This is a genomic window from Vibrio owensii, from assembly GCF_002021755.1.
Classification (GTDB): Bacteria; Pseudomonadota; Gammaproteobacteria; order Enterobacterales; family Vibrionaceae; genus Vibrio; species Vibrio owensii.
Window position 1 is genome coordinate 2,289,583 of the sequence record NZ_CP019960.1, and the last position, 14,422, is coordinate 2,304,004.

The 14,422-nt window shown below is 47.2% G+C and carries 11 protein-coding genes; 8 read left to right on the plus strand and 3 right to left on the minus strand.

Annotated features, from left to right (window positions below):
• The first annotated feature begins 87 nt into the window (after positions 1-87).
• The 4 genes from A9237_RS26755 (at position 88) to A9237_RS26770 (ending at position 6,521) form a co-directional block, all read left to right on the plus strand.
• The gene (locus tag A9237_RS26755) at positions 88-1,059 is read left to right on the plus strand and encodes a TAXI family TRAP transporter solute-binding subunit (RefSeq protein ID WP_020195112.1); all 972 of its coding nucleotides are present in this window, start codon (positions 88-90) and stop codon (positions 1,057-1,059) included.
• 81 nt (positions 1,060-1,140) lie between these two features.
• Entirely contained in the window at positions 1,141-3,741 is a 2,601-nt protein-coding gene (locus tag A9237_RS26760; protein ID WP_078610199.1) for a TRAP transporter permease, read from the plus strand.
• A 270-nt stretch (positions 3,742-4,011) separates the two neighbouring features.
• Positions 4,012-5,037: an HlyD family secretion protein gene (locus A9237_RS26765; RefSeq protein WP_009706795.1), complete on the plus strand. Its 1,026-nt coding sequence runs from the start codon at positions 4,012-4,014 to the stop codon at positions 5,035-5,037.
• Complete coding sequence (locus A9237_RS26770; protein WP_005434843.1) at positions 5,034-6,521, plus strand: MDR family MFS transporter; 1,488 nt, start codon at positions 5,034-5,036, stop codon at positions 6,519-6,521. The genes A9237_RS26765 and A9237_RS26770 overlap by 4 nt, the downstream gene beginning before the upstream one ends.
• A gap of 86 nt (positions 6,522-6,607) precedes the next feature.
• Here A9237_RS26770 and A9237_RS26775 read toward each other — a convergent pair whose 3' ends face one another.
• A complete protein-coding gene (locus A9237_RS26775; protein ID WP_005434844.1) occupies positions 6,608-6,853 on the minus strand; it encodes a Rho-binding antiterminator in 246 nt (81 codons plus the stop codon).
• A gap of 157 nt (positions 6,854-7,010) precedes the next feature.
• Between A9237_RS26775 and A9237_RS26780 the strand changes: the two genes are divergently transcribed.
• From A9237_RS26780 to A9237_RS26795, 4 genes are all read left to right on the plus strand, one after another.
• Positions 7,011-8,144 carry an MBL fold metallo-hydrolase gene (locus A9237_RS26780; RefSeq protein WP_078610200.1) on the plus strand — a complete coding sequence of 378 codons (1,134 nt, stop codon included), beginning with the start codon at positions 7,011-7,013 and terminating at the stop codon, positions 8,142-8,144.
• A 456-nt stretch (positions 8,145-8,600) separates the two neighbouring features.
• On the plus strand, positions 8,601-9,368 hold the full coding sequence (locus tag A9237_RS26785) for a transcriptional regulator (RefSeq protein WP_032802841.1): 768 nt from the start codon (positions 8,601-8,603) through the stop codon (positions 9,366-9,368).
• A 260-nt stretch (positions 9,369-9,628) separates the two neighbouring features.
• Positions 9,629-12,334 carry an alpha-glucosidase gene (ygjK, locus tag A9237_RS26790; RefSeq protein WP_078610201.1) on the plus strand — a complete coding sequence of 902 codons (2,706 nt, stop codon included), beginning with the start codon at positions 9,629-9,631 and terminating at the stop codon, positions 12,332-12,334.
• A 520-nt stretch (positions 12,335-12,854) separates the two neighbouring features.
• Positions 12,855-13,574, plus strand: coding sequence for a hypothetical protein (locus A9237_RS26795; RefSeq protein WP_009706801.1), 720 nt, complete (start codon positions 12,855-12,857; stop codon positions 13,572-13,574).
• A 38-nt stretch (positions 13,575-13,612) separates the two neighbouring features.
• On the opposite strand, the gene A9237_RS26800 is transcribed toward A9237_RS26795, so the two are convergent.
• Positions 13,613-13,864 (minus strand): TIGR03643 family protein, encoded by a 252-nt coding sequence (locus tag A9237_RS26800; protein WP_005428362.1) that lies wholly within the window; start codon positions 13,862-13,864, stop codon positions 13,613-13,615.
• A 129-nt stretch (positions 13,865-13,993) separates the two neighbouring features.
• Positions 13,994-14,413: a VOC family protein gene (locus A9237_RS26805; protein WP_078610202.1), complete on the minus strand. Its 420-nt coding sequence runs from the start codon at positions 14,411-14,413 to the stop codon at positions 13,994-13,996.
• Positions 14,414-14,422 lie beyond the last annotated feature (9 nt).

A 14,422-nucleotide genomic window follows, 5' to 3' on the forward strand; every position in this document is an offset into this window, starting at 1 on the left:
AATTTTACGCGAGTATTTTTCAGTTTTGCTGTCGTTAGCTGAGAAAAATGTCTTTATTTTTCAATCGATAGACAGGAAGAACTTAAAATGAAAGGAACCACACTCATTGCAGTATTTGCTTCGGCAGTATCATTGTTCTCATACAGTGAGAAAATAAGTGCGGCAGAGAAATTTATTACTATCGGCACGGGTGGTCAAACGGGTGTTTATTACGTGGCAGGCCAATCTATTTGTCGTTTTGTAAACCGTGGTGCGGCAGACCACAGCATTAAATGTAATGCACCAGCCAGTGGTGGTGGCGTGGCAAACGTCAATGGTTTGCGCAGTGGCGAATATAACTTCGGCATCATGCAGTCAGATCACCAATACAAAGCCCTAGAAGGTGTGGCTCCTTTCCAAAATAACCAACCAATGACGGACATTCGTGCCGTTTTCTCACTACAAAGTGAAGTGTTCACCATTCTTGCGCGTAAAGACGCGGGCATCACTAATTTCGACGATTTGAAAGGCAAGCGCGTCAACATTGGTAACCCTGGTTCTGGTCAACGCGACACGTTTGAGCAAGTGATGCAAGCAAAAGGCTGGTCGCAAGATGTGTTCAGCTTGGTATCGGATCTAAAACCTGCAGAACAAGCTTCCGCAATGAGTGACAACAACATCGATGCAATGAGCTACTTTGTTGGCCACCCAAACGGCGCGATTCAAGAAGCCTCAACCACAACGGATGCGGTGTTAGTGCCAGTGACTGGTCCTGAAATCGACAAGTTACTTGCCGAGCGTGCTTACTTCACCAAAGCAACCATTCCGGGCGGAATGTACCGTGGCAACCCGAACGATACGCAATCTATCGGCGGCAAAGCGGTGCTCTCAACCACAGCAGAGACGGATCCTGAGTTGGTGTACCAACTGACGAAATCTGTGTTCGACAACCTAGACCGCTTCAAGCGTTTGCACCCAGCATTTAAAGACCTGAAAGAATCAGAAATGATTGAAGTGGGTCTGTCTGCACCACTGCATGAAGGTGCGGTGCGCTACTACAAAGAGCGCGGCTGGTTGTAACTAACTCTTAGAACCTTCGATTTTTAGCAAGCGCTGTGATGGATTCGCAGTGCTTGCTTCTCTGTTGTTTGTGAGAAAATTATGGATAAGACGATCTCCACGTCCCATGCTGATACGCATCCGAGTGAGCTGTCGGCAGAAGAACTGATTGCCCAAGATGTGGGTGCTCGCCTGCCAACCGGAATCATGGAAAAGCTGATTGCGGGTTTGGCGTTACTTTGGTCTCTGTTTCAACTTTGGATAGCGTCTCCGCTGCCCTTTATTGTTGGCTTCGGTGTGATGAACGACACCGAAACGCGCGCCATTCACCTTGGCTTTGCCTTGTTGCTTGCCTTCCTTGTCTTCCCTGCTTTTAAGCGCTCCCCGCGCGATCGTGTTCCTGCCTTCGACATCATGTTGGGTTTGATTGCTTGTGCGTCTTCACTGTACTTGTTTGTTATGTACGAAGCACTTGCACAACGTCCGGGCAGCTTAACCACTGGAGATTTTATTACCGCATTGATTGGTTTGCCTCTGCTTTTAGAAGCGGCGCGTCGAGTGTTGGGCCCAGCCTTGCCTGTGATTGCGTTGGTGTTTATCGGCTACAGCTTGGCAGGCCCATATATGCCGGGTTTATTGTCCCACCGCGGCGTGCAGTTGGATGCGTTGGCTAACCACCAGTGGATCACTACAGAAGGTGTGTTTGGTATTGCGCTTGGTGTATCGACCAGCTTTGTATTCTTGTTTGTTCTGTTTGGTGCGTTGTTGGAACGCGCTGGAGCGGGGCACTACTTCATTCAATTGGCATTTAGCATGTTGGGGCACTTGCGTGGCGGCCCTGCAAAAGCGGCCGTCGTTGCCTCGGGCTTAACGGGTTTGATTTCGGGTTCGTCCATCGCCAACGTAGTGACCACGGGTACGTTCACTATTCCTATGATGCGTAAAGTGGGTTTCTCTCCAGAGAAAGCCGGTGCAGTGGAAGTGGCGTCATCGGTGAATGGGCAAATTATGCCACCTGTTATGGGCGCTGCGGCGTTTTTGATGGTGGAATATGTCGGCATTCCTTACGTTGAAATCATCAAGCACGCCTTCTTACCTGCTGCTATTTCTTACATTGCCCTGCTTTATATTGTTCATTTAGAAGCGCTCAAGTTGGGCATGCAGCCGATTGATGCCGCACGTTCAAAACCTTGGCTAGCGAGACTCACGGGATTTGCATTTGGTGCGGCGTTGATTTCTGGATTGTCGATGGCGGTCTACTACGGCTTAGGATGGTTGAAGCCAGTATTGGGTGACTTTGTCCTACCGGGAATGGCATTGATTCTTGCAGTGGTGTACTTGGCGCTGCTAAAAGTGGCAGCAAGCAATGAGCCGTTACCAGAAGAAGACCCAGATGCTCCGCTAGAACAGCTACCAAATACGCGTGCAGTCTTGTTGTCTGGCTTGCACTACCTGCTGCCTGTGGTGGTGTTGGTATGGTGTTTGATGATCGAGCGTTTGTCTCCGGGGTTGTCTGCTTTTTGGGGCAGCGTGATTCTGGTGGTGATCGTTCTGACTCAGCGTCCTCTGCTGACTTGGATGCGTAAAGACGGCAAACACGATTACGGTAACTTCAAAGACGGTTGTATTGATTTGCGTGAAGGCTTGATTGCTGGTGCGCGCAACATGATCGGCATTGGTATCGCGACCGCGACTGCAGGCGTAATCGTTGGTGCGGTATCGCAAACAGGTGTTGGCTTAGTATTGGCTGATTTGGTTGAAATGCTATCGATGGGCAACTTGCTACTCATGCTGATGCTTACCGCCGTATTGAGCTTGATTCTAGGCATGGGCTTACCAACGACGGCTAACTACATCGTGGTATCGAGCTTGCTAGCACCTGTTATCGTCACGCTGGGTCAACAACACGGTTTGATCGTACCGTTAATTGCAGTGCACTTGTTTGTGTTTTACTTCGGCATTATGGCAGATGTAACGCCGCCAGTGGGTCTGGCTTCGTTTGCTGCTGCTGCGGTGTCGAAAGGCGATCCAATTAAGACGGGCTTAACCGCGTTTTACTACAGTCTAAGAACCGCAGCTTTGCCATTCCTGTTTATCTTCAATACGGATTTGTTGTTGATTGATGTTGATTGGGCGCACGGCATCGCCATCTTTGTTATCTCTACCATTGCGATGTTGATATTCGCTGCTGCGACGCAAGGTTGGTTCCTGACTCGTAACCGTTGGTACGAAGGCGTTCTGCTTTTGCTGGTGGCCTTTACTCTGTTCCGTCCAGGGTTCTGGATCGACATGGTGGTGGACCCGTACCAATCGAGCAATCCTGCCCAGTTGGCACAAACGCTTGAGCCGCTAGAAGAGGGCAGTGTGCTTAGAATGCGCATCAGCGGTGAAGATGCGGTCGGTAAGATGCGTGAATTCTCGGTGTTGTTGTCGGTTCCTGAAGGGGAAACCGGACAAGATAAGCTGGACGCATTGGGTATCGCTACTTATCAGCAAGGTGAACAAACCCTGATTGATATCGTTAGCTTTGCTAGCCCAGCAGAGGCAGCAGGATTGCAGTTCGACCAACAAATTGTCGATGTGCGTGTGCCTGTTGAGCGTTATCGCAAAGAGTGGATGTGGATTCCGGCAATGTTGCTGTTTGGTGTTGTGATTTGGCTACAACGTCGAAGAGTAACTGCCCAGCTTTCTGCAGCACATTGATAGTTAAAGATAAATGACCATAAAGCCCCGTTAGAGTTAAGACTAACGGGGCTTTTTTATGTCTGAAATATTCGTCAATGTGATTGTCTAAGTCGCGGAATGATTAGCGTCTTCTATACTTTATGAACGATTAGAGTGTGAATATCTTTGCGCATCATTTGAACAAATTATCAACGCTCAAAATCGGATCTTAACCTTTCAGATCATCTTGTTGTTCGAAAGCGGAAAAATCCTACACTGATCACATAATTGAACACTTGGACAATATAAATGAGCGACGATATCGCGAAGAAATCCTCTTCGAAATCCAAACTGACCAAAATCCTTTTCCTTCTCGTTTGTGCTATCGGCTTCGGTGCGATGTACTGGTCTTGGCAATACTCTGACAGCCACCCGAGTACGGAAGATGCCTATGTAAGAGCTAAAATCCTGTCTGTCGCTCCTCAGGTTCAAGGCCAAGTAATCTCAGTAGAAGCCAAAGACTTCCAAGTGGTGAACAAAGGCGACCTGCTATTAAAGATTGATTCTCGTCCTTATCTGCTAGCAGTCAAACAAGCCAAAGCGGCTTACCAATTGGCGGTTCAACAACACGATGTGGCCGACAAGCAAGTGACTGAAGCGGTGGCAGGGTTGGATGCGGCGCGTTCTAACCTGACCGAAGCGCAGTTGGAGTACAAACGTACTAACTCGCTAGTGAAACGCAAATTAGCATCTGACCAAGATTTGGATACTGCGAAGAACAAACTCGCTAACGCTCAAGCAAGCTTAGAACAAGCACGTGCAACGGTAGAAAAAGCAATCGCAAACCGCGGTGAAGAAGGTGCAGAGGCAGCGGTTGTTCAACAAGCGGCGGCGCAACTTGCACAAGCGGAATTGAACCTTAGCTACACCGACATCACTTCTCCTGTCGATGGTATCGCGGGTGAAATCAACACACATACTGGTTCTGTTGTCGGCATTGGCCAAACTCTGTTCCCTGTGATTGTGAAAGACAGCTACTGGGTACGCGCAAACTTTAAAGAAACTGACCTAACACATATCAAAGCAGGCATGCACGCTGAAGTCGTGATCGACATGTACCCAGATGTGGTTTGGGATGCGAAAGTGGAAGAACTGTCGCCTGCAAGTGGTACTTCTTTCTCTTTGATGCCACCAGAAAACGCAACCGGTAACTGGGTGAAAATCAAACAACGTTTCCCTGTGCGTTTGACACTTGAAGTGCCTGAAGGCGCGCCACAATTACGTGTGGGTGCAAGTTCTGAAGTGACTGTTGATCTGAAAAGTAACGCACAATGAGTAACGAGATTACGGCCGACAAACGGGGAATAGCCACCGTCGCCGTGATGCTTTCGGCCATCATGGTGCTGATAGACATGACCGTTGCTAACGTGTCGCTTTCACACATGATGGGCGCGTTGGGCGCAACGGCAGACCAAATCACTTGGGTGCTAACTGGCTACAGCATGGCTGAGGCGATCTTCATTCCGATGACCAGTTTCTGGGTATCGCGATTTGGTGAGCGCAAAGTCATGCTGGTGGCGGTGATCGGCTTTGTGATTGCCAGTGCTTTCTGTGGGCAAGCGGGTTCACTCGAAGAGATGGTGGTGTTCCGTATTATCCAAGGTGCGTTTGGTGCCTCGGTTATTCCACTGGCGCAATCGACATTGGTTCAGATTTACCCTTCTGAGCAAAAAGGTAAGGCGATGGCGATCTTCTCCATCGGTATCTTGCTTGGTCCGATTTTAGGCCCAGTAGTGGGTGGTGTGATTACTGACAACATCAACTGGCGTTGGATCTTCTACGTCAACTTGCCATTTGGCTTGGTGTGTACTGCGTTGATTTATCGCTACATCCACATCAGCAACAAATCCAAACCAAACTTCGACTGGTGGATCATTGGCTATATGGCCCTCGGGGTCGGTGCGTTGCAGTTCGTGCTCGACAAAGGTAATGACGAAGACTGGTTTAACTCCCGCATTATCCAAACCGCAGTGCTGCTGGCGATCATGGGCTTAATCATGTGGATCTACCGCAGTTGGAAGACCAAGAGCCCCATTGCGCCTCTGTGGCTCCTCAAGGACAAAAACCTCATGGTCTCGTCCTTAATGATGGCGGTAGTGTCGATGGCCATGTTCGGCTTGACCACTCAACAACCGATGTTGCTTGAAAGCTTATTGAACTACCCAGTATCCACCACGGGTATGTTAATGGCACCACGGGGGCTGGCGTCCGCCTGTATGCTGATATTGGTGATTGTGATTAACCCACAATTCGATCCAAGGTTGAAGATTGTCTTTGGCCTAACCTGTATCGGTATTGGTAGTTACCTCATGACCTTGTACTCCATGGAAATCGATACCTTCTGGATCGTGATGCCAAGTATGATTCAAGGTATGGGCTTAGGTTTGACCTTCTCGACCTTATCGACACTGGCGTACATGACATTGCCAAAAGAGCAATCGGTGGCTGGGGCGAGTATTTTTAACCTGTTCCGCACCATTGGTAGTTCGTTTGGTATCTCGATTGCGACTACATACCAATACCGTGACAGCCAACAGCAATGGCACGCTTTGGGAGAAGGCTTTAACCCTTATAACCCAGTGTTGCATGACTGGGCTGCGAAACAGGGGTTGTCGATTACTGATCCTGCGGCTTTGGAGCAATACCAGAACATGCTCCATCAACAATCGCAAATGGTGGCCTTTGTGCACACCTTCCAGTTGGTCGGGGTGATGTTCGTTATCATGATGCCGATGCTGATATTTATCCGCTCAAGGTAAACCTCTAAAGCCAAACAAAAGCGCCCTTAACTCAGCCAGTTAAAGGCGCTTTTTTGTCTCTGACTCTTATATCGGTTTTCGAGCAGTTAACCGAAGGTCACTTCACTGAAATGCGGATTGTCTTTGAGTGCTCTCATCGCAATCAATTGTTCGGTTGGGAACGAAATGTGCTCGCCATCGATATCCAAAAACAAGCACTCTTGTCGTTCAATATCGTAGCCTGTATCAAATGCGCTGCCTTGATGCTTCTCACCGTTTTTGAGGGTGATCTCCACGGGCAGATTAAACATACAGGCGATTTCAATAAAATCGTATTGGCTGCAGGTCACCATAACTTTTCTCCTTCTCTCTTCCTTATCAAGACCGATAAAGGACAGAAATACTTCTCTGAAACCTAATCTTCATCTTACGCCCTATTTTGGTCATGAAAAAGACATACAAGCAGGCTTAACTAAAACCATAGTTTAGTGAACAAGACGTAGATAGGACATGTCTGAAACGACACTTAAAAACACGTACTTGGCTCGTGAGCGCGCAACGCAATCACTGATTACTCCTCACACTTACTACGCGCAGTTGGCGCATCGCATTAACCACTCTCCTCAATTTGAACATGGACGCGTCAAAGACAAGATGCCAAATGTGCCAAGCCCTCAGTCTTTTTTGCAGGTGTGTTGGGCCTACATGGGCGGACGTTCGCCGCTCAGTCCCGATAACCAGTTGCCTTATTCATTGATAGAGCCGACGCGCTTTGAACAGCGACAACAAACGATGCGAGTCACTTGGCTCGGGCATTCCACTTTGATGATTGAGACCGATGGCGTGCGCATTTTGACTGACCCTGTATTCGACTACGCGTCGCCGTTGATTGCTAAGGCATGGTTTGAGCGTAATATCCCCAATACAGCCGTACGCGATAGCTTGCCGATTCCGGATGTCATCGTGATCTCTCATGATCATTACGATCACCTCGAAGCTTCGACCATACGTTACTATTCTGATAAATCCGTAACATTTTACGTGCCACTCGGTGTCGGTAAGCATCTGATTCGTTGGGGCGTGAGACCTGATAACGTGGTGGAATTTGATTGGTGGGAGAGCGTTCATTACGCCAACGTTGAGCTGATATGCACGCCAGCCAATCACAACTCAGGGCGCACTTATCTGGATAAGAATTCGACCTTATGGGCATCTTGGGTGGTAAAAGGTCAGCAAGAGACCCTCTATTTCAGCGGCGACAGTGCATACGATAGCCACTTTGCACAAATCGCTCAGCGCTGCGGCCCGATTGATATCGCCTGTTTGGAAGTCGCGGCAGATGTGAAAGGCAACCAAGGATATCCGGTTGAGAACTGGGGACACATGCAAGCGCATCACACCGTACGAGCATTCAAAGATCTGCAAGCGAAGAAGTTACTACCTGTGCACTGGGCAACGTATGAGCTGTTTACGCACAAATGGGATGAGCCCATTGAGGACTTGATTGAACATTGCCAAGCTGATCACATTGAGCTGATAACCCCGATGGCGGGAGAGAGTTTTTACGTGGCAAAAGAATATAAAAATAAGCCTTGGTGGCAAGCCAATAAATTATGTGAGCAAGCTAGAAAAATACGGGTATAATATGACGGCGCTTCAATAATACCTCGGTTAATTTAACCAACTTTCTTGCTCCTTATAACAAGATTTTTACTGGTCATCGAATCGATAAATTACCAGTGAGTCACTATTTTTCTGTGATCCCTCACGATAATAAATCTCTGAGTACAACTTTTTGATACTTCTCACCTAATAAAATAACCTTCTGAGAGAAAACTTTTACTAAAAATCTTTGTGAACTTAATTTTACGCATCAAAACAATTATACTCGTCGCCATACTGATAAGGCTTAAAATAGCTGGTCAAAGTGTGAACGCAATGAGTAAAACTTGATCAGTTAACAACAAGTAAAAGTCTCATCATTGAAACCGATTTAATTGATAAAGAGTGCTGGGAATAATTGGAACCAGTATCACAAGAGTAGGATTCTCTTGAATATATCATCAGGGATGCTGAAGAAATTAAAACAGGCATTGTTAGATGAATAATTCTGCAACGTATTTACTTGCTGCTTTACGAGAAAAAATTAAAGAGAAAGGGATTTGTTATTCCGATCTCTCTGCTGGAATGGGGATTCCTCTATCAACCATTAAGAGACAGTTACACAATACGTCTTTAGGGTTGGACAAAATACTCTCGTATGCCACTCATTTAGATACTGATTTAGTCGAATTGTCCATGCGTGGTAAACAGCTGCAACAAGAAAACGAGCAATTTATCACCGACATTAACAGTGAAATATTTCACCAGTATCCGTACCTGTTTGATTTCTTGTATTTATTGCGTCGGAAGGAATGGTCTCCGCAAGATATTGCGAGCAAATACCAATTGACCCATACCTCGATCACCCTTTATTTCCGGGCATTGGAAATGATGGATTACATCGAGCTAAAAGGTGATGACCAATACCGCTTTAAAGACCAAGGTCGTTTTATTTTCGAAGAAGGCTCCAAGCTCGATACTTTGTTTGCTAAGCGCTTTCGAGATGAAGTGTTTAGCCATGATGTGCGACCACCGATTTGTATGGGACGCATTGCTATCACTGAAGAGCAGGAAGAGAAACTGGCGAATGAGGTGTACAACAAACTGATAGAGTTTGATGTGCAAAACAAGAGCGGAGAAGGCAGTAAGCGACTGAGAAACGTCTTGATGACTTACACGCCGGGCAATCAGATATTCCTTTCGGATACGATTCCGAATATTGACGGTGAATTATTAAAAGCCATCTCGATGGCGAATGAAAAATAGTGACTATTTAATCACAAAATAAAGAATTTATATTAAGTGGGTGTGTTTGATAATGAATGCATCAAAGACCCACTATTATCCAAAATTAATGACCTGTTATTTAAATAGGTCAAACGAAGAAGAGACAAATTAACCGATCTCTTCTCAAATCCAAAAGTGAAATAAATAAGGCTGAATCTTCATCATCGAAACTCGGCAGGGCACGTCTCGACCTTTTTTCGCCTGATCAGGACCAAAAGCCAATAAATGAGGGATATAACATGCACTTTAAGACTTCTTTATGTGCGATTGCTGTCGGGGTTGCTCTAACACTTAGTGGATGCAACAGTAGTGATAATGACTCGAATGTGGAAGCGCCACTGAAAGCGGCTGAATTCCACAACACCATTGACCGTGCAGGTGTGCCAGTGGCACTGCGTGATCTACATGGTGGTCACCTTCGCTACATTCCTATGTTCGATAACGGTTCTTGGCATGGTCACACGTTAGATACCAAAGGTGGCGAAATCACCCTAGGCGGTACGGCGTTGCTAACGGAAGAATACGTGTCATTCATGGCTGCACGTTTCGACCGTCTAACACTGATGGTTGACGGTGAAGCGATGCCGCTTGAGCTAACAGACGCTTACTCGCAACCAGGCGCACTGATTCAAGAGTACACAGGTGATAACGGCATCACTGCCGAACTTGAAATGCGCTTTGTGACCGACCGTACGTCTCTTGTTAAAACCACCATCAAGAACCCGAACAAGCTGGCTATTCAAGGCGAATGGGACGGTGAGTTGATGCAAGATTACCGCGCTGACGATGGTGAACTATACAAAAACAGCGACAGCACCGTGCGCAGTGTTGAAGATGCATACCCTACTTACTCACGTGAAATCGCCGCGACAGAAAACGGCGTAGAAGTGTCTTTTGGCGCGGTTCGCGACTCTTGGTCTCTGCTGACTTCAGGCGATTCTAAGTTTGAAGTAACACGCTCGATCAAGCCAGAAACGTCTACCATCGACGATGACAAGAAAGGCTTTGTCCAAACGGCCGAGCTAGGTAATGGCGAAGAAATCACGCTATACACGGCTTACACGCACGTGCAAAACACGGAAGAGCAAGCGTCTGAGTTTGCGAAGTTAGATGACGTGATGGCCGATCCAAAAGGCTACATGCACGATTCAGCAATGCGTTGGGAAGAGTACCTAGAAAACGGTCTAACCAACGATGCCGCTTCAAAAGAGCATGAATTCGTTGCAGTAAAAGCGATGGAAACACTGAGCGCAAACTGGCGTGGTGCAGCAGGTGCCATTGACCACGACACAGTAACACCATCGGTAACCGCACCTTACTTCTCTGGCAACATGACTTGGCCGTGGGACACATGGAAACAAGCGTACGCAATGGCTCACTTCAACCCAGATGTGGCGATGGAAAACATTCGTACTGTATTCCAATACCAAGTTCAGTCTGACGATCCTGTTCGCCCTTGGGATGAAGGTTACTTGCTTGACGTAGTCACTTACAACTTGCCAGCAGAGCGTTGGGAAGGCATGTCTGCGGAATACAAAAAAGTGTTCCCACTGGCGACAGACGGTTTGAACTGGAACGAACGCAACACCAAACCATCTCTAGCTGCATGGGCAGTATGGGAAGTGTACACCGCACTGAAAGACGAGCATAACCGTCCGGAAGAAGCGAAGCAGTGGCTAGAAGAGATGTATCCGAAGCTGGTGGCATTCCACGATTGGTGGCTACGTGCTCGTGATACAAACAAAAACGGCATCCCTGAATACGGTGCAGCAAAAGACCCAATTCATACTGTGTTCGCAGACGATTTGAACCCGAACAAAGATGGCGAATTGCCTTGGGGTGACGATGCAACATTGGATGACATGAAGTTCCAATACAAAGACGAAGCGAATGGCGACAAGTGGATCAAAGAGACTGGCGTGGAGAAATACAACCAGTTGCTAACGTCCGGTGATTACACCGCGATGAGTATCCCAGCGAAAGTAGCCGCGGGTTGGGAATCTGGTCGTGACAACGCGGGTGTATTTGGCTTTATCGACACTATCGACAACCTACAAGGTATGTCTGAACTGCCGACACAAGATGAAGCTAAAGTGATCGACCAAATGGGTCGCTACGCACACGATACCAACGGATTCGACAACACCTACGACATGGTCATGGGTGAAGACGGCTCGGTGGTGACCTACCGTGATGGTTCGCCAGAGAACATGGACAAACTGGCTCTAGCGAAGAAAGACTGGGAAGTGAAGTTCAACGAGAACACCAACGACGCGAACAAGTTGTCTGGCTACTCGCTGATGCAAGAATCGGTAGACCAAGCGTCTTACTGGTACTCAGATAACCTGTTCCTATCGCAAATTGCAGAAGTACTGGGCAAAGCAGATAAAGCGGCTGAGTTTAAAGAGAAAGCGGAAGACACCAAAGAGTACATCAACCGCTGTATGTTCGATGAATCAACCGGTTTCTACTACGACATCGAAGTGGTTCCTGGTGGCTTGAGCAACCAATGTGCTGGTCCAATGTTGGTGAAACGCGGCATGGGTCCAGAAGGTTGGTCTCCACTATTCAACAACGCGGCAACGCAAGAGCACGCGGATAAAGTAGTGAAGAACATGCTTGATACTAGCAAGTTTAACTCACCAATGATCCCACTTGGCACGGCGTCAATGGATAACCCGGCTTACGGCCCAGACATTTACTGGCGTGGTCGTGTGTGGCTCGATCAGTTCTACTTCGGTGTACGTGGTATGGACAACTACGGTTACGGTGTGGAAGCACGTCAAATGGTGGATAAGCTATTCAAGAACGCACAAGGCTTAACGGAAACGACGCCAATTCAGGAAAACTACAACCCTGAAACGGGTGCAGTGCAGGGCGCAAACAACTTCTCTTGGAGTGCTGCGCACCTTTACATGTTGTACAACGGCTTTGTGGGCAAGTAAGGCTCATTCGTCACTAACAACGAGAAGATTTGGGCGTTGCAGATGACCCCCCTAGCATCTGCAACCGCTTCATCCTCTTCAAATTAGGCTCAATAAGATCAAACCGGACGGTGATCTCCGTCCGGTTTTTATAGAGTTAAAACACTACTTTTCGGCACTTTTCTAAAATTTGTAGGCGAGAAAAATCGCGCTACAAAGCCACTTTCTTTTAAAAACCAATAGTTAACCTACCCGCATTTCGTTCTGTCTATTTTCGACACATAACATTTATAAAATGATCGTTTAACTGTTTTGTAACAAAATATATCCTTCATAAATCAATGAGGTCATTAATATTCATACGAAAGCATTAAGAGTTGTCCTAACCTCGCCGCTGGCCAGCCGCTCCGAGCCGAAATCATTCCCAAACTCTACTCTTCCGCTTGAATCTACCTCATTCTAAGGAGCGTATTGATAAATACCTCACTTTCTTAGTAGTCAGCATGACGTGTTGCGATGCAGCACCATCAAGGAAGGTGACATGAATTGTTTACAGACCAGCCTTTATAACTTGCTAGAAGACAATAACTTTGTGCCCTCTAAAGAGTACAAAGCCTCTATTGCAAGCTATCTACATTCCGATTCCTCACTCACACCTCAAGCGATGGGTAAGCTTACTGGCGAAATATTCCAGAGCAAACAAACCATGGCGTATTACTTACTACACAATGCCATCAACGAAGAAGAGGGCGCAGAGCGACTCAAAATGATTGCCAATCGTTATGCGCAAGGGGAAATGAAGCAGCAAATCATGCATCACTGCCAAAACGACAGAAACCACTCAGCCATGTACGCCAGTTTGATCCCATTAACGGGTTATCAAACCGAGGTATATCAAGAAGAGAAGTCGAGTGATTTCAGCAATGTGAGCAACTTTTACGACGATATTAAAATCCACCTTTTCCGAGCTCATTCTGTCGAACTTCGTTCTTGGTGTTTATTGGTTTCTCAACTGAGTTTTATCGACCAATCGGATATTCCGTATTTGAAAGAGATGCGACCGACCATTCAGCAGATTTTAGATGATGAGGTGAGGCAGGTTTCCTACACGGCGCAACACGTTAGCCAGTGGTTGGAAGAAGATCCATCACTGTGCCAAGCCTTCACACAATGCATGAGCCACACCTACCGAGAAACGTGGGACTACCTTGCCTCTATGGCGGAATTCATGCGAGACAGTGCGCCTTACTTTATGGTCTAGGCACAGAACACTTGAGTTTAAAGGCTTGGCCGAGAGGCTCAACGTTGTTTGTACTGCGTTGGACAATAGCCTCTATTTACGTCTGGTGAGCGCAGTTTTAAGTGCTTGGTGTTGCGTCCAGATACACGTTGTCGCCAAAGCTTGAAACTGCGGGGTTTGAGGTGGCGACGCATCAGGCTGATAACGCCATTTTCGTTCAGGCCGAATTGATGCTCAATGGCTTCAAACGGGGTTCGGTCTTCCCATGCCATTTCTATGATTCTGGATAGTGCGTCGTCGCTGAGTGTCATGGTGTGTTCCTAATCAGAGTTGCCTATTTAAGCTTAGGAACACACATACGTAATCAATGGCGAAACGGTTTAATTGGAAGCCGTTTTTAACCGATAAAATGAGGAAATAAAGTTAGGAATAGCAACGAGTTATTTCTGTGGTTTAAGCTCGACCACATTGCCTTCTGGATCTTCTAAATACACAGAGCGGCCAAAACCCTGTGCACCATATCGTTCGGCAAACTCTTCAATGTGGACGTTATGTTGATGGAGATATTCAAGCAACTCAGACTCTTCAAAAGGCGCAATTTGCAGGCAGAAATGGTCGAGGTTGCGGCCATCTTGGCTTGGCGATTTACCGCCTAACTTGCCGAGTTCACTCTCAACCGTCACCAAATCAATGATGGCTGTGCCAGCACGTAACTGCGTTAGCCCTAAGTCGGGCAACTCCCGTTCGATAGGACACCCCAATAGATCTCGATAGAAACGGAGCATCGCATCGAGATTATCCGTTCTTAATACCACATGGTCGAGGGCTTTGATTTCAATGGGGTTACGCTGGTTTGCCATGACGTGTTC